16 protein-coding genes are annotated in these 16,134 nt (G+C 71.4%); 7 read left to right on the top strand and 9 right to left on the bottom strand.

Annotated elements, in window-relative coordinates; all coding sequences use genetic code 11:
- Window positions 1-81: 81 nt before the first annotated feature.
- Genes dapE through fdxA form a run of 6 tightly spaced genes read right to left on the bottom strand, consistent with a single transcriptional unit; the run spans window position 82 to window position 4,918 of the window.
- Complete coding sequence (gene dapE / locus ABH927_RS14275) at window positions 82-1,134, bottom strand: succinyl-diaminopimelate desuccinylase (RefSeq protein ID WP_370021621.1); 1,053 nt, start codon at window positions 1,132-1,134, stop codon at window positions 82-84.
- A gap of 11 nt (window positions 1,135-1,145) precedes the next feature.
- The gene (locus ABH927_RS14270; RefSeq protein ID WP_370021619.1) at window positions 1,146-1,964 is read right to left on the bottom strand and encodes a 2,3,4,5-tetrahydropyridine-2,6-dicarboxylate N-succinyltransferase; all 819 of its coding nucleotides are present in this window, start codon (window positions 1,962-1,964) and stop codon (window positions 1,146-1,148) included.
- 32 nt (window positions 1,965-1,996) lie between these two features.
- Window positions 1,997-2,797: a hypothetical protein gene (locus ABH927_RS14265; protein WP_370021617.1), complete on the bottom strand. Its 801-nt coding sequence runs from the start codon at window positions 2,795-2,797 to the stop codon at window positions 1,997-1,999.
- Between the two features lie 21 nt (window positions 2,798-2,818).
- On the bottom strand, window positions 2,819-3,466 hold the full coding sequence (locus ABH927_RS14260; protein WP_370021615.1) for a DUF4178 domain-containing protein: 648 nt from the start codon (window positions 3,464-3,466) through the stop codon (window positions 2,819-2,821).
- Window positions 3,467-3,477: 11 nt separating this feature from the next.
- Window positions 3,478-4,557 carry a succinyldiaminopimelate transaminase gene (dapC, locus tag ABH927_RS14255; protein WP_370021614.1) on the bottom strand — a complete coding sequence of 360 codons (1,080 nt, stop codon included), beginning with the start codon at window positions 4,555-4,557 and terminating at the stop codon, window positions 3,478-3,480.
- A 34-nt stretch (window positions 4,558-4,591) separates the two neighbouring features.
- Window positions 4,592-4,918, bottom strand: coding sequence for a ferredoxin (fdxA, locus tag ABH927_RS14250; RefSeq protein ID WP_261585591.1), 327 nt, complete (start codon window positions 4,916-4,918; stop codon window positions 4,592-4,594).
- Between the two features lie 98 nt (window positions 4,919-5,016).
- On the opposite strand from fdxA, the gene ABH927_RS14245 reads away from it, so the two are divergent.
- From ABH927_RS14245 to cysS, 7 genes are all read left to right on the top strand, one after another.
- Entirely contained in the window at window positions 5,017-5,271 is a 255-nt protein-coding gene (locus ABH927_RS14245; protein ID WP_370021613.1) for a hypothetical protein, read from the top strand.
- An 11-nt stretch (window positions 5,272-5,282) separates the two neighbouring features.
- Entirely contained in the window at window positions 5,283-6,374 is a 1,092-nt protein-coding gene (locus ABH927_RS14240) for an ABC transporter substrate-binding protein (RefSeq protein WP_370021611.1), read from the top strand.
- Between the two features lie 80 nt (window positions 6,375-6,454).
- The gene (locus ABH927_RS14235) at window positions 6,455-7,231 is read left to right on the top strand and encodes a trans-aconitate 2-methyltransferase (RefSeq protein WP_370021610.1); all 777 of its coding nucleotides are present in this window, start codon (window positions 6,455-6,457) and stop codon (window positions 7,229-7,231) included.
- A 69-nt stretch (window positions 7,232-7,300) separates the two neighbouring features.
- A complete protein-coding gene (locus ABH927_RS14230) occupies window positions 7,301-9,163 on the top strand; it encodes a hypothetical protein (RefSeq protein WP_370021608.1) in 1,863 nt (620 codons plus the stop codon).
- A 4-nt stretch (window positions 9,164-9,167) separates the two neighbouring features.
- Window positions 9,168-11,228, top strand: a complete 2,061-nt coding sequence (locus ABH927_RS14225; RefSeq protein WP_370021607.1) for a UvrD-helicase domain-containing protein — start codon at window positions 9,168-9,170, stop codon at window positions 11,226-11,228.
- Window positions 11,229-11,277: 49 nt separating this feature from the next.
- Window positions 11,278-13,137 (top strand): sigma factor-like helix-turn-helix DNA-binding protein, encoded by a 1,860-nt coding sequence (locus ABH927_RS14220; RefSeq protein ID WP_370021606.1) that lies wholly within the window; start codon window positions 11,278-11,280, stop codon window positions 13,135-13,137.
- Between the two features lie 9 nt (window positions 13,138-13,146).
- Entirely contained in the window at window positions 13,147-14,538 is a 1,392-nt protein-coding gene (gene cysS / locus ABH927_RS14215) for a cysteine--tRNA ligase (RefSeq protein WP_370021604.1), read from the top strand.
- Window positions 14,539-14,734: 196 nt separating this feature from the next.
- On the opposite strand, the gene rraA is transcribed toward cysS, so the two are convergent.
- From rraA to ABH927_RS14200, 3 genes are read right to left on the bottom strand one after another with little or no spacing between them, the layout of a single operon-like run.
- Window positions 14,735-15,226 (bottom strand): ribonuclease E activity regulator RraA, encoded by a 492-nt coding sequence (rraA, locus tag ABH927_RS14210; protein WP_370021602.1) that lies wholly within the window; start codon window positions 15,224-15,226, stop codon window positions 14,735-14,737.
- Between the two features lie 43 nt (window positions 15,227-15,269).
- Complete coding sequence (locus ABH927_RS14205) at window positions 15,270-15,686, bottom strand: hypothetical protein (RefSeq protein WP_370021601.1); 417 nt, start codon at window positions 15,684-15,686, stop codon at window positions 15,270-15,272.
- A 28-nt stretch (window positions 15,687-15,714) separates the two neighbouring features.
- Window positions 15,715-16,125: a DUF6113 family protein gene (locus ABH927_RS14200; RefSeq protein WP_370021600.1), complete on the bottom strand. Its 411-nt coding sequence runs from the start codon at window positions 16,123-16,125 to the stop codon at window positions 15,715-15,717.
- Window positions 16,126-16,134 lie beyond the last annotated feature (9 nt).

The following is a 16,134-nucleotide window of genomic DNA, read 5'->3' as shown; positions in this document are numbered from 1 at the left end:
GGCTTTCCCCGCCAAATGGCCGGCGAGGAAAGCCACTTTCTTCTTTCCGTCCCTTTCCGGAGCGCCTTTCAGCTCGGCCTTTCAGCTCAGCCAGGTGAGCAGGCGGCGCTCGGTCTCCGCGATCATGGCGAGGCTCACGTTCTCACCGGCGGTGTGGGCCAGGTTGGGGTTGCCGGGGCCGCAGTTGACGGCCGGCATGCCGAGGGCGGAGAACCGCGCCACGTCGGTCCAGCCCAGCTTGGCGCGCGGCGTGCCGCCGATGGCCTCGGCGAAGGCCGCCGCCACCGGGTGGGTCAGGCCGGGCCGGGCTCCGGGGGCGCCGTCCATGAGCCGCACCTCGAAGCCGTCGAACAGCTCGCGGACGTGGTCGAACGCCGCCTCCACGGTCAGGTCCGGGGCGAACCGGTAATTGACGCTCACCACGCACTCGTCGGGGATCACGTTTCCCGCGACCCCGCCCCGCACGGCGATGGCGTTCAGCCCCTCGTGGTATCGCAGGCCGTCCACGACGGGACGCCGGGGCTCGTAGGCGCTCAGGATGTCGATGATCGGTTTGATGCCGTGGATGGCGTTCACGCCCTCCCACGACCTCGCGCTGTGCGCGCGAACTCCACGCGCCACGACTTCGGCGCGAAGCGTGCCCTGACAGCCGCCCTCGATCAGCCCGTCCGTCGGCTCCATGACGACCGCGAAGTCGCCCGCGAGCCAGTTCGGGTGGTCGCGGGTGAGCCGCAGCAGGCCGCTCCGCTCGGCCTCGATCTCCTCGCACTCGTAGAAGACGAAGGTGAGGTCGCGGTTGGGGTTCTCCAGCAGGCAGAGCTTGAGCTGGACGGCCACGCCGCTCTTCATGTCAGAGGTGCCGCAGCCGTAGAGCAGGTCGCCCTCGACCCGGCTGGGGAGGTTGCCCGCGACCGGGACGGTGTCGAGGTGCCCGGCGATCACCACGCGCTCCGGGCGCCCGAGGTTCGTCCGGGCCACGATGTTCTCGCCGGCGCGGTCCACGGTCAGGTGGGAGAGCGGGGTGAGCGCCTCCTCGATCGCGTCGGCGAGCGCCTTCTCGCCTCCGCTCACCGACTCGATGTCCACGAGCCGCGCCGTCAGCGCTCCGACGTCCTGTGCAAGGTCAAGCCACATGCCCCCTCACACTAGTGGTCACGCAGGAAGTCGCTCAGCTCGGCCTTGTCGTGCCGGGTGCCCTCTGCGAGGCGCCTCAGCACCAGCACGCACGGGAGGCCGAAGGTTCCGCCGGGGAACTCCCTGGGCCGGGTCCCGCCCACCGCCACGCACCAGTCCGGGACGCGGCCGCGGGCGATCTCGGCGCCGGTCTGGACGTCGATCACCGGCATGGAGGCCGACAGGATCGTGCCCGCGCCGACCACCGCGCCCTTGCCGACCCGGGCGCCCTCCACGATCATCGCGCGGCTGCCGATCAGCGCGCCGTCCTCGATGACGACCGGCACCGCGTTGGGAGGGTCCAGCACACCGCCGATGCCGGCGCCGCCGGACAGGTGGACGTCCTCGCCGATCTGGGCGCAGGACCCCACCGTGACCCAGGTGTCCACCATCGTCCCCGCGCCGACATGGGCCCCGATGTTGACGAAGGACGGCATGAGGACCACCCCGGGGGCGAGGTAGGAGCCCCAGCGAGCGATGGCGCCCGGCACCACGCGTACACCGTCGAGGGTCGTCTTGAGCGGCACGCGGTCGTGGTGCTGGAAGTCCCCCACCTGCGACCTGACCATCCCGAGGACCTTGAAGGCCAGCAGGATGGCCCGCTTGGCCCGCTCGTCGACGACCACGTCGCCGGTGCTCTCGTCGACGACGGCGACCCGGGCCCTCCCGGTGTCCAGCATGTCCACCGCGGCCACCACGACACCGCGGGCCTGCGCGTCCGCCGGGCTCAGCTCCGCCCGCCGCTCCCACAGCTCGTCGACGGCCGCGGGCAGGGGACTGGTGAACGTCATGGCAGGCGAGCTTAACCGGGCGGGGGCGCGTCCTACGTGATCCGCACGGATCCGGATGCCTTCGCGTCCTTCAGCCAGCCGTCGTGGCCCGCCACGGCCGTCCAGGACACCCCGTCATAGCGCACCTCGCGCAGGCCGTACTTCTGGGCGTGCGTGACGTACCAGGCGGCGACCAGCCAGCCACGCTTGGCCGCGGCGTCCTCGCCGAGGGCGCGGATGAGCTGCTTGCGCGCCTCGCCCGGCTGCGGTGTGACGGGCTTGTCCGGCGGGGGGTACCAGCAGTGGACCGCCTTGGGAACGCGGCCCGTGAACGCCGCCGAGAGGATCTTCGCGGACGACTCGTGCTCGGCGTACGCGGAGCCGTCGGCCGAGCGCTGCACGGCCTGCGCCGCCTGGTGCAGCGGCATGGTCTTGTAGTGCTTGACCTTCTCCAGGGCGACGAAGAACTTCCTGGTCGCGTAGACCGGGTCCTGGAGTTGCTTCACCGTGCCCCAGCCCTGCGAGGGCCGCTGCTGGAAGACCCCCACCGAGTCGAGGTCGCCGTACGGCAGGTTGGCCAGCTTGGACTCCTGGATGGCGGTGACGTAGGCGATCTGCAGCGCCCGCTCGGAGAGGCCGCGCCGCGCCGCGACGGCCGCGATGGTGGCGGCGATCTGCGCCTGGTCGATGTCGAGGTCGAGCGTGCCGTCAGGGGCCTTGATGAGGCAGTGTTCGCCGAGGGCGAACGGCTGTGCCTTCTTGAGCAAATGGTAGGCGCCGTAGAAGATGCCCGCCGTCAGCAGGGCGACGATGACCATGATGGTCAGTGCCGTTCGGGAGAGGCGCCATGTCACGTTCCGAACCTACCCGGCGCCTCAGGGCAGCCGCTCCACGCGGATCGAACCGGGAGTGAGAGCCTGGGCGTAGGCCGCCTGCCACTGGCCGCCCTGCACGCGCTCGAAGGACAGCAGGCGGCCGTCGTCGGCGCGGTAGTCGGCGAAGTCCAGAAGGCCCCTGTCGGGCTGGCCGGTCATCCCCTCGGAACGGAAGGCCGCCGTGCCCCGCTCGACGGGGGAGAACTCCACGCCTTCCATGATCAGCATGTGCCGGGCGGGGACCATGCCCTGTGTCGGGACCGAGGTCCACAGCAGGACCTCCAGGTGGCGCGGATCGGCGTCCGCCAGGCCGCGGCGCTCCTCGACCGACAGCCACTGGTAACGCCGGGTGCCGTCGTCGAGGAGGTACTCCGTCCATTGCGAGCCCTGCCAGGACAGGTGGAGCGCGCCGATCGCCCGGGAGCGAACTCCCTCGACGTGCACGGTGTCGCCCACCTTGATCGTCCTGGGGTCGAAGTAGTCGGCGCGGGTCACCGTGGCCCTGGCCGCCGGCTGCTGCTCCGGCTCCGCGGGCGGGGGTGGAGCCGCCGGAACGACGGTCCGGCCTTGCCGGGCGGTCGCCACGAACGCGCCCAGCACGACGACGAGTGTCGCGACACCCAGGATGAGCACGACCGCTGCCGTCATGCCGCGCGATCCTACTGGAGGCGGAGCACCGCCGCATCGATCCGCTCGTCGGTGGCCGTGACGGCGATCCGCACATGCTCCTGACCTGCGTATCCGTAGAAATCACCCGGCGCTACCAAAATCCCTTTTTCGGCCAGAGCGCGAACCTGATCCCAGCATCCGGTGCCGTCGGTGGCCCACAGGTAGAGCCCGGCCGCGGAGTGCTCGATCCGCCATCCGGCGCGCTCCAGCGCCGGGCGGAGCGCGGCCCTGCGCCGGGCGTACCGCTCTCGCTGCTCATCGGCGTGCTCGTCGTCGTCGAGCACGGCCGCCATGGCCGCCTGGATCGGGGCCGGCACCATCATCCCCGCGTGCTTGCGCACCTCCAGGAGCCGCCGCACGAGCGCGGGGTCGCCCGCGACGAACCCGGCGCGGTATCCGGCGAAGTTGGACCGCTTGGACAGTGAGTGCACCGCGAGGAGCCCTTCATGGGAGCCGCCGCACACGTCGGGGTGGAGGATCGAGACGGGATCGTCCTCCCAGCCGAGCTCGATGTAGCACTCGTCGGACGCCACCACGGCGCCGCGCTCCCGCGCCCACGAGACGACCTTGCGCAGGTGTTCCGCGGGCAGCACCTTGCCCGTGGGGTTCGACGGCGAGTTCACCCAGACCAGCGGCACCCGCTCGGGCCCGAGCGCGAGCAGCCCGTCCGCGGCGTACGGCTCGGCACCGGCCAGCCGGGCGCCCACGTCGTAGGTCGGGTAGGCCAGCTCGGGAAGGACGACCCGGTCGCCGGGGCCGGCGCCGAGGAGCAGGGGCAGCCAGGCCACCAGTTCCTTGGAGCCGATCGTGGGGAGGATGTCGGCGGGGTCGGCGATGACCCCGTGCCGGCGGCGCAGCCAGCCCGCGGCCGCTTCACGCAGCCGCGGGGTGCCGTACGTCTGGGGGTAACCAGGGCTGTCCGCGGCCTCGGCGAGGGCGTCCCTCGCGACCAAGGGCACGGGGTCGACCGGGGTGCCGACCGAGAGGTCGGCGATCCCGTCCGGATGCGCCTGCGCCAACTCCTTGTAAGGGGCGAGCCGATCCCACGGGAAGTCCGGCAACGCGATCAAGAAGTCCCCCCAGTCGTACGAATCCGCCTGATGCTCAGTGGTCCTCACCCTGCGGCGGGAGGGCGGCCACGACGGGGTGGTCCTTGTTGATCTTTCCGACCTTCGAGGCGCCGCCGGGCGAACCGAGGTCCTCGAAGAAATCGACGTTGGCCTTGTAGAAGTCCTTCCACTGGTCGGGAAGGTCGTCCTCGTAGAAGATCGCCTCTACCGGGCAGACCGGCTCGCACGCCCCGCAGTCCACGCACTCGTCGGGGTGGATGTAGAGCATGCGGTTGCCCTCGTAGATGCAATCGACGGGGCACTCCTCGATGCACGCCTTGTCCAGGACGTCCACGCAAGGCTGCGCGATGACGTACGTCACCTCGGGCTCCTTCTGGGTTGCACGACTCTGACCGCGGTTGCTACGACCTAGTATTGCGTTGCCCGCCCAGTAGCCGGAACAGGAGGGGGGCAATCAAGATGAGCCCTCATTTCGGAGCCCGGCTGGCGGTCACCATCACCCCCGATGACGTGGGACGACGCGTGACGGTGCGACGCGCGGACTCTGGCGTGTTCCGTGACGCCGTCGGCGTGTTGGAGTCCTGGCGCGACGGCGTGCTCACCGTACGGAAGCGGGACGGCACGCTGGTGGAGATCGCCGAGGAGACGGTCGTGGCGGCCAAGATCGTGCCTCCTCCCCGCGTGCCTCCTCGACCGGCGGCCGGAGAGCGCTGAATATACGTAGCGTGACCGTACGTGCCAGCGCTGTAATGGTGATGCTCGTCTCGGTGGCCGCGTGCTCCGCGCCCGCCGCCGACAAGAACGCCGAGAAGAAGGATCTGCCTCCGGTGAACCCGAAGGCGACCACCCTGCGGGACGGGTTCGCCACCATGGACAGGCTCGTGGAGGCGGCCCGCGCCGAGGGCGCCCTGACCGTCGTGGGGCTGCCGCGCGGCTGGGTGAACTACGGCGAGATCATCGACCGCTTCTCGGACAAGTACGGCGTCAAGGTCACCGGGGTCTCGCCGGACGCGAGCAGCCAGCAGGAGATCGACGCCGCCGGCGGCCCGCAGGGCGTCCCCGACGTGTTCGACCTGAGCCTCGACGTGGCCGTCGCCAACGCCAAGCGGTTCGCGCCCTACAAGGTCACGGACTGGACGGACATCCCGGATCGGCTGAAGGATCCGAAGGGCCTCTGGTACGCGGGGTACGGCGGCTACATGTCGATCGGCTACAACCCTCGCAAGATGACGGCCCCGGCCTCCTACGCCGCGCTGCTCAAGCCGGGCAACCTGGTGGCGCTGCCCGGCGACCCGCTGCGGACCGCCTCGGCGTTCAGCGGCGTCATGGCCGCCTCGCTCAGCGGCGGCAAGCCGGACGCCGCCCGTGGGGTGGATTTCTTCGCCCAGCTCAAGAAGGCCGGCATGCTGACCCAGCCCGACCGGGCCACCTCACTGCTCGACTGGGACTACCTCAACACGGCCAGGGCCGTTCATCAACAGGCCGCCGAGCACGACAAGCAGGCCTGGCAGGTGACGATCCCCCGCGACGCGGTCCTCGCCTCCTACTACGTGCAGGCCATCAACGTGAACGCCCCCCACCCGGCCGCCGCGCGGCTGTGGGAGGAGTTCCTGCTGTCCGACGAGGGCCAGAACCTCTATCTCAAAGGGTTCGCCCGCCCGAGCCGGATGGAGGCGATGGAGATGCGGGGGACCATCGACAAGGACGCCGCGGGCAAGCTCGCTCCGGTCACCGGCACACCCGTGGTTCTCACCATCCCCGAGCAGGATCAGGCCAAGTCCTACCTCAAAGCACATTGGCCACAGACAGTGGGCTAGTAGATACACCTCGCAAGCACCGCCGAAGCCGTAAAGTGTGTCGTTATCTCATCATGTCGGCATGAGGATGCGAGCTGACCTTGCGGTACGAAACGCCCAGTCTCACGAGGTGGAACCCCCGTGCGTACGACAGCTCCTTCGGCTACGTCTCCGCGCACGGGGCTCCGCTCGTGGACCTGCTCGATCCCCGGCCGGGTGAGCGCGTTCTCGATCTCGGCTGCGGCACGGGCGTGCTCACCGCCGGCATCGCCGCGCGCGGCAGCGAGGTCCTGGGGATCGACGGCTCGCACTCCATGATCGAGACGGCCATCGCCCAGCATCCCGGCCTGGACTTCACCGTCGGCGACGCCCACGACTTCACCGTCGCCCAGCCGTACGACGCGGTCTTCTCGAACGCGGCGCTGCACTGGATGAGCCGCGACCCGGACGCGGTGATCGGATGCGTCCGGATGGCCCTGCGGCCGGGCGGCCGGTTCGTCGCCGAGCTGGGCGGCGCCGGAAACTGCGCGGCCCTGACGTCCGCGATGCTGACCGCCTGGCGGGAGCACGGCCTGCGGGAGCCCGAGCTGCCCTGGTATTTCCCCACCCCCGCCGAATACGCCCTTCGCCTGGAGAAGTGCGGCTTCACGGTGCGGCTCCTCGAATACTTCGACCGGCCCACCCCGCTCGACGAGTGCCCGAACGGCGCGGCCGACTGGGTGCGGATGTTCGCCGGCTCGCTCCTGGACGGTGTGCCGCCCGCGAACGTGGAGCCGCTGCTCCGGCGGGTCAACGAGCTCGCCGCCCCCGCGCTGCGCCGGGAGTCCGGGTGGATGGCCGACTACGTGCGCCTGCGCTTCGCCGCCGTGCGTCACTGACGGAAATGCCCGCCGCGGCTGGGGGATTTGCCAGACTATGGTCTGGTCTTATGGAGTGATGGGGAAAGCATGAACTTCTGCCTGAGTGACCTCGTGCCACCGTTGCGCTGGAGTGACGCCGCCCGCATCGGCCTCCTGGGCGACCACGCCGACCTGCCCGACGCCTGGTGGCGGAGCCTGCCGATGGAGCGCGTCCTCGGCGCCATGGATCCCGACGCGCTCGGCGAACTGCTGACGGACCTGGCGCTGGAGCACTGGCCGGCCGCGGCGGTGGGCGATGTGCTGCCCGCGCTTCACGTGCTCGATCCCGACGAGGCGGACGACCCGCAGGTCGCTATCGCGCTCGACCGGGTGGGGTCGTGGCCCGGCCTGTTAGCCCTCTCCGGCCGCGAGCTCGCCGACCAGCCGTTCATCAAGGCCCGCCCCGTGCTGACCGCGCTCTTCACCGCCGTTTTCGTACGGCTCGCACCCCAACAGGCCACCCCCGCCGAGCCGGTGGAACCGATCGAGCCCGTAGAACCCATCGAGCCCGTAGAACCCATCGAGCCCGCGGAGCCCATCGAACCGGTCCCTCTGATCGAGCCGGTGGAGCCGATCGAGCCGATCGACCCCATCGAGCCCGTCCCGCCGGTGATCCCGGCCCCGGAGCCGGCCGAAGACCCGGCCGGAGATCCGGCCCCTGCGCCCACCCCCCCGCCGGACCCCGAGCCCACCCCAGCGCCCACCCCAGCGCCCACGCCGGGACCCATCCCGGAACCGGCGCCTGCGCCGGAGCCGTCCAGGCCCGTCGACCTCGACTTCCCCACGCTCATCGACGCCGCCTTCGCCGATCTGGACGACAGGACCTGGATGGTCGCCCAGAACCGGGTGTTCACCGACGTCCCCTCGGCCGTCGAGGAGCTCGCCAAGCTGCTGGCCGTCTCCCCCGATGTCATCCAGGCGCTGGAGACCGCCCTGCGGGCCCGGCTGGCGGAGTGGCTGGCCCGCCCGGAGGCGGAGCCGTACGGCCGGCACCTGAAGTGGGTGGCCGGGCTGCTGGGGGTGGCGGCGCCCAAGTCCCGGCTGGTCACGGCGGTCGAGTGGCACGAGCGCGAGCTGCGCTCGCTCGACGTGCCGGCCTGGCAGTTCGTCCTGACCACGCTGCCCGGTTACCGGGTCTCCGGCGACTGGCTGGTGGCCGGTGACCTCGGGGAACTGCACGGCAGGACGCGCCGCCTGATCCTCGACTCCGACCGGCCTCCGACGGTCTCGCGCGCCCTGGAGCTCGTCTCCAGCCTCGGCATCCATCCCGACGTGGCCAAGGAGTGGCTGGAGAACGTGCCCCAGCTGCGAATCCAGAGCGGCAACGGCAACGGCTCACGCCCGTCCGCCCAGAACCCCCTAAAAACACAGAATCCCCCGAAGACCCAGAGCGCTCAGGGCCCGCTCAAGGACGTGGCGCTCACCCGGAGGTGCTTCCGGCAGCCGGACGGGCGCTGGTGGCTCCGGGTGGACGTCACGGGCGAGCACCTCGACGGCGCCGAGGTGCCCCTGCCGACCGGCTTCGCCGCCTACCTGGGCCTCGCGCCGGGCGGCAGCCGTACGGTCAAGAGCGCGGCCGGGGACGTCCCCCTGGCGTGGAACGGCCGCCCGGCCCTCGGCTCGCTCCGGCGGATCCTCGGCGAGGTGGCCGCCAAGGAGGGGAGCCACATCTTCCTGACGCTCTCCGACGAGGGGATGCTGCGGGTGCGGCACCTCCCGGCGGCGAGCGGCGGCGACCCGACCACCTGGGCGCTGCGCCTGGTGGGGTACACCGCGCCCGGAGGCACCCAGGACCAGGCCGTCCGGGTCATCGCGACGAGGATCGGGCTCAGCGGGCCCGCCGGGAAGCCGGAGCTCCTCACGCGGCTGCGAGAACGCGGGGACCGCGACCTGCTGTCCCTGCTGGGATAGCGCGGTGCCCCGGCTCGCGATCTCCCCGGAGTTCACCCAGGAGCTCGGCGCGCTGTCCCGGCCGGTGCGGCGGGACGCGGTCGTCGCGGTACGCCGGTTCCTGAGCAACTCGCCGGCGGCCCCCCATCCGGAGAGGGTACGCAACAGCCGCGACCCGCGCGTGGCCACCCTGCGCCTCGCCGACCGCCATCGCGGCGTCACCGTACGGCAGGGCGACGTCTACTGGCTCCTCACCGTGCTGCCCGACGCCGAGGCGTGGTCCTACGCGCAGCGGCACCGGTTCGGGGTGAACCCCGCGATCGGCGTGATCGAGACCTGGGACGCCGAGGCGCTGGAACGGATCGAGCCCGCCCTGCGGAGGGCGGCGGCGAGCACGGACCTGCGGCTGTTCGCCCACATCTGCGACGCCGACCTCCTGGGCATCGGCATCGACCACCGGCTGCTCCCCCTGCTGCGGCTGATGACCTCCGAGACGCATCTGACCGCGGTGGAGCCGTTGCTGCCGGAGAGTCAGTTCGCCCCTCTGTGGGCCCTCGCCCGGGGCGGCTCGCTGGCGGCGGCCTGGCGGGAGCTGGACCACTGCCGGGCGTCGGCCGTCGACGCGGTCGATCCCGGCGACCTGGCGGCCGCGCTGTGGCGCAGCCCCGGCCAGGCCGTGTTCGCCGCCGACTGGCACGAGCTCGACCGTATCCTCACGCTGCCGCACTGGTGCACGTTCCTCCACCCGCCGCAGCACACCTACTCCCAGTGGAAGCGGTACGACTGGCCCGTGCTCGTGACCGGCGGCGCGGGCACCGGAAAGACGATCATCGCCCTGCACCGGGCGGCCTACCTCGCGCGCGCCGGCAACGGGCCGGTCCTGCTGGTGACCTTCTCCCAGGGCCTCGCCACCGAGCTCGCCTCGCGGCTGGACATGCTCCTCGACGACGAGATGGTCCGAAAGCGCGTCGAGGTCGGCAACGTGGACCGGCTCGCCCATCGCATCGTCTCCGAGGCGGAGGGGCGCTCGCCCGCCCTCGTCGGCGCCGGAGACCTGGCCGCCTTGTGGCGGGAGGTGGCGGGCAGCCGGTTCGGGGCCGCGTTCCTGCTGCGCGAGTGGGAGCAGGTCATCCTGGCCCAGAACCTCCGCACGCTGGAGGAGTATCAGGCCGCCCACCGTCCCGGCCGGAGCGTCGAGCTGAGCGCGGAGAGCCGCGCCGGCGTGTGGGAGGCCGTCCAGCACGTCGTAAGGCGGCTGAGGGAGGGCGGCCGCCGGACGCTCCTGCAACTGGCCTCCGACGCGGCCGCGCTGCTCGGGCAGGCCACCGGCGACCTGCTCGGCGACGAGGCCCCGGGGCGGGAGCCGTACCGGCACATCGTGGTGGACGAGGGGCAGGACCTGCACCCGGCCCAGTGGCGCCTGCTGCGGGCGGCCGTGCCCACCGCCCCGAACGACCTCTTCGTGGTCGGCGACCCGCACCAGCGCATGTTCGACACCAGGGTCGCGCTGGCCGCGCTCGGCATCCCGGCCCGCAGGTTCCACCTCAAGATCTCCTACCGGCTGCCGCAGGAGATCCTGTCGTGGGGCGTGCGGCTGCGTGGCGGCGGGCCGGCCGACGGCCTCGTCGAGGGCAACGCCGAGCTGTACGGCTACCGCGCGGTGCGGCACGGGCCCCGTCCGATCGTCCTGGGATACGTCACCCCTGAAGCCGAAATTTCCGGACTCGTATCTCACATCGCCGGGTGGCTGAAGGAAGGTGTGCCCACGCGGGAGATCGCCGTCGCCGCACGCACCGCCGACCTGGTCAAGACGGCCCGTACGGCACTGCGCGAGGCGGGCATAACGGTCAAGGTGACCATGCTCCACGGAATGAAGGGGCTGGAATTCCGCCGGGTGGCCGTGATAGGCGTGGCTGACGGAATCGTGCCGGCGCCCGACGCGCTGACCCCGGCCGCGGAGGATCCGGCGGCCCGGGCGCACGATCTGCAAAGGGAACGGGGGCTGCTGTACGTGGCGTGCACGCGGGCCGGCGAGCTGCTCTACGTGTCCTATTCCGGCCGGGCGAGTCCCTTCCTGCCCGCCTGATCCCATAGTCTGAACTGCGGATATATTCCCCTTGCCGGTTGGACCTGCATTGAATCTGAGCCTGAGCGACATCGTGCCTCCGCTGCGCTGGACCGCACCCAGCCAAGTAGAGCCGATCGCGAGCGACCCCGGTCTCCCCGACGCGTGGTGGCAGGCACTCCCGCTCGACCGGGCGTGCGCGATGGTGGGCACGGCCCAAGTCGCGTCCCGGCTTGCCGACCTCACGACCGCCTGCTGGGGGCATCTGGTCCTCGGCGACATCCTGCCGCTGCTCAGGTTCACCGATCCTGAGGAGAGCCTCCAGACGCCGGGCCCGCGCGAGAGCGTGCACAAGCTGTTCATCGGGGTGATCGACAAGCTGCTGGCGACGGAGCCCTCGGAGGGCGCCTCGGACGCCCCCGTCCCGCCCGCGCTGCCCGAGCGGCCGCTGCCCGAGATCATCGACGAGGTCTTCGCCCGCCTGGACGACCGGCAGCGGGCCATCGCCAGGGACCGCCTCTACTTCGACGCCTCGGAGGAGGCCGGGCAGCGGGCCACCCTCGACGACCTGGCCCAGCGCTTCTCCGTCACCCGCGAACGCATCCGGCAGATCGAGCGCGATCTCCGCGACCACGTCGTCGCGTGGCTGGCGAGCCCCGAGGCCGCCCCTCTCACCGCCCACCTGGCCTGGCTGCGCACCCGGCTCGGCTCCGCCGTACCGGCGGACGACCTGGCCGCGGCGGTGCCCTGGCACCGCACCGAGCTGGCCACCCTCACCATCCCGGCGTGGCGCTTCGTCCGCACGCTCCTGACGGGCTACGAGCAGGTGGACGGCTGGCTGGTCGCCGGAGGGGCCGACGAGCTGAGGGAGAAGACGCGGCAGCTCTTCACGGACGGGCCGCGGCCGCTGGAGGAGGCCGTGTCCATGGTGTCCCAGCTCGGGATCCGGGAGGACATGGCCGAGCGGTGGCTCGCCTTCGTGCCGCACCTGCGGCTCCTGGAGGGACACGTCGTCCCGTGGCCGCGCAGCGTCAACGACAAGGCCGAGGCCGTGCTGGCCGTCGCCGGGACCCCGCTGACGCCCGAGGAGATCCAGACGCGGATCGGCGAGGACTACAGCCTCGTGGGGATCCGCAACCAGCTCACGGCCGACGAGCGGTTCCTCCGCCTCGACCGCAACAAGTACGGCCTGCGGCGCTGGGGCGGCGAGGAGTACCTGGGCATCCGCGAGATGATCACCCGGGAGATCGAGCGGGCCGGGGGCGAGGCCTCGGTCAGCACGGTCGTGGGCAACCTGACCTCCCGCTACGAGGTGAGCGAGAGCTCGGTCCGGGCGTACGCCGGCGGCCCCGGCTTCGAGCGCACGCAGCGGGGCTGGATCAGGGTCGCCGGGCAGGAGCACGCCGAGCCGTACCAGCCGCGCCGGGACGTGTCGATGACCCGCCGCTGCTTCCGCAGCCGCGACGGCCGCTGGTGGCACCGCGTGGACGTCAACGCCGAGCACCTGCGCGGCTCCGGCTCGCCGCTCCCGACCGGGTTCGCCGCCCACCTCGGGATGGCCCCGGGCGGGCAGCTCACCGCCTCCACGGCGTCGGGCGAGGTGGTGATCAGCTGGCACAACCAGCCGACGATGGGGTCCATCCGGCCGGTGCTCGCCGAGTACAACGCCGCGGAGGGCGACCACGTCTTCCTGACCGTCTCCGACGGCGGCGAGCTGCTCACCCGCTTCCTGCCGGCCGCGGCGGCGAGCGTTCCGGCGCTCAACCAGGCCCTGCACCTCATCGGCTACACGGCTCCCGTGGCGTCCGAGGCGGAGGGGCTGCGGCTCATCGGCGCCCGCATCGGCCTGCCGGACGGCGCTCCCCGCGAAGAGATCCTCGAGCGTCTCCGCGAAAGGGGCGATCGCGACATCCTGGGGTTCCTCTCGTAGGCTCGGAGCATGTTACGGCTCTACGACACACGCGCCAGGCAGGTGGAGCCGATCGTCCCCGCGGGGTCGCGGATCCTGCGGATGTACACCTGCGGCCCGACCGTCTACCGGCACGCCCACGTGGGGAACCTGCGGTCGTACCTGCTGTCCGACCTGATCAGGCGGGTGGCGGAGCGGCACGGGCTGCGGGCCGTCGTCTGCCAGAACATCACCGATGTGGGCCACCTGGTGGACGACGCCGAGATCGACCCCACCGGCGAGGACAAGGTCCTGGCCCAGGCCCGGCGGGAGGGCCGCTCCGCGCCGGAGATCGCGCGGTTCTACGAGGACGCGTTCCGGCGTGACACGCTGGCGCTCAACATCCACACGCCGCAGCACACGCCACGGGCCACCGAGACGATCGACCTGATGATCGAGCTGATCGCCCGGCTGATCGAGAAGGGCCACGCCTACGCCGTGGCGGACGGCTCGGTGTTCTTCGATGCGGCATCGTTTCCGACTTACGGTGAAATTTCCGGGAATCGGCTTGATCAGCTCAAGCCCGGCCACCGGGTCGAGGGCGTTGACTCGCGCAAGCGGTTCCACGCCGACTGGGCCCTCTGGAAGGCCTCCGGCCGCGAGATGACCTGGGACGCTCCCTGGGGCCGCGGCTTCCCCGGCTGGCACGTCGAGTGCTCGGCCATGTCGCTGCGCTTCCTCGGGGACCGCTTCGACGTCCACACGGGCGGCATCGACCTGCGCTTCCCCCACCACGAGGACGAGCGGGCCCAGTCGAACGCGGCCACCGGCCACGAGGTCGTCGGCCACTGGGTCCACGGCGAGCACCTGCTCTTCGACGGCCGCAAGATGGCCAAGTCGACCGGCAACGTCGTGCTCCTGTCCGACGTCGCCGAGGCAGGTCTCGACCCGCTGGCCGTACGGCTGGCCCTGATGGAGCACCGCTACCGGCAGCAGATGAACCTGACGTGGGACACCCTCCGGGCGGCCGACCGCACGCTCAGACGGTGGCGGCTGCGGGTGGCCGAGTGGGCGGAGTCACCGAGCCGCCCGATCGACGCCGGGCACTCCGCGCGGATCCAGCAGGCGCTCGACGACGACCTCGACACGCCGCTGGCCCTGCGCCTGCTGCGGGACCTCGAACGGAACGAGTCGGTGGCGCCCGGATCCCGCTTCGAGACGTTCCTCCACTTCGACCACATCCTGGGCCTGGACCTGTCCACCGAGATCGGCAAGGTCCCCGTGCTGCCGCCCGGCGCGTCCGAGCTGCTCGAACGGCGCGAGCGCGCACGGGCGGACGGCGACTGGGCCGCCTCCGACCGGCTCCGCGACGAGCTGGCCGATCTCGGAGTGCAGGTCTCGGACACCCCCGAAGGCCAAACCGCCACCCCACTCCAGCCGTGATCATGCATGGATTCCTCGGGATACCGCTTGACCTGGCGGAATGCAATTGGTGATCATGCAAGGGAGCTGCTGCGGAGCGGTGATGCATGATCACGGTCGAGATTCGCCCAGCTCGGACACCCTGCTCGGGAGCCTGTGCATGATCACGGTTGAGATATGTCCAGTTCAGGCGCCCTGCTCGGGAGCCTGTGCATGATCACGGCTCAGATTTCAGGAGGCTTTGAGCGCTGACGACCACACCGTCCTCGTCGCTGTAGAGCCACTCCCCCGGTGTGAAGGTCACGCCGCCGAAGCTCACCGGGACGCCCACCTCTCCCAGGCCGTGCTTGGCGCTCTTGCGCGGGTTCGAGCCGAGCGCCTTGACGCCGAGATCGAGCGCCGCCAGCGCGACCGTGTCCCGCACCGCGCCGTTGATGATCACACCGGACCAGCCGTTCTTCACGGCGGAGGCGGCGATCAGGTCGCCCATCAGGGCCGTCCGCAGCGAGCCGCCGCCGTCGACGACGAGCACCCGGCCCTGTCCCGGGGTCGCGAGCACCTGCTTCACGAGCGCGTTGTCCTCCAGGCAGCGGACCGTGGCGATCTGCCCGGAGAACCGGGTGCGGGAGCCGTACGAGCGGAACTGGGTGACGCAGCTGCTCAGCGCGTCGCCGTGAGCATCGAAGAGATCAGCGGTGGCGAACGTCATGGCCGCATTCTGTCAGGGCGGCCGAGAGCGTCGGCGGCATGCCTCATTCTCGCGGCCGGCGCCAGCGGGCGGACTGGCGGGCGTAGCCGCCGTCCTCCAGGTCGGCCAGCCGTTCGAAGGGGTTCCAGGAGGCGTGGTCACCGCAGACGGCGTACGACAGGCCCACTGCCAGCACGTACAGCACGAGCATCGGCAGGCCGACGCAGGCGGCCCACTGGGTGGCGTGCCGCGACTCGTGGTCGAGCAGCCGGCCCGTCAGGTAACCCTCGTCGTGCCTGGTCAGGATCACGTTGCCGACGGTGAACGCCCCCGCGACGGGGAACGGGATCCGGTAGCCGTGCGCGAGGATCAGCCCCCGCCCTCCCCTGCGCGGGCGGGCCCCGCCGATCAGGGCGATGAGCAGCCCGAGAGGCGTCGAGAGGTTGACATAGTTGATCACCTGCCGGGCCCGGTGCCACATGCTCCCAGAATCGGCGATGCGTCGCCCCCTAGGAAGACCTCAGCAGCCACGAACCCGTTGACCGGGTGGCCAGGATGGCGGCCGCGACGGCGAAGGCCCCGCCGTACAGGTACCAGAACCCCGACGAGTCGCCGGCGATGGCCAGATCGCCCGCGGGCTGCCGGGTGGCGAGCATGAACGACGAGACGAGCCAGCCCAGGGCGGGAGCGACCGCGGCCAGCTTGCCGCCCATGAGCCTGCCCATGCCGTACGGCACGGCGAACAGGACCAGGAGCCAGCCCAGCGCCGCGATCGGGACCGGCCCGGCGTACCACGAGTGCTCGAACGCGCCGACGATGCCCAGCACGAGGCCGAGCAGGAACAGCATCCCGTAGGCCGCGCCGGCCAGTGCGCCGGTCAGGGCGCCGGGCTGGGTGCTCGGGGTCTCTTCCTCCGTCATGCGGCTGAG

The sequence above is a fragment of the Planotetraspora sp. GP83 genome, assembly GCF_041262585.1.
Taxonomy (GTDB): domain Bacteria; phylum Actinomycetota; class Actinomycetes; order Streptosporangiales; family Streptosporangiaceae; genus JAOEGB01.
This window is presented reverse-complemented; position numbering and strand designations above follow the sequence as displayed.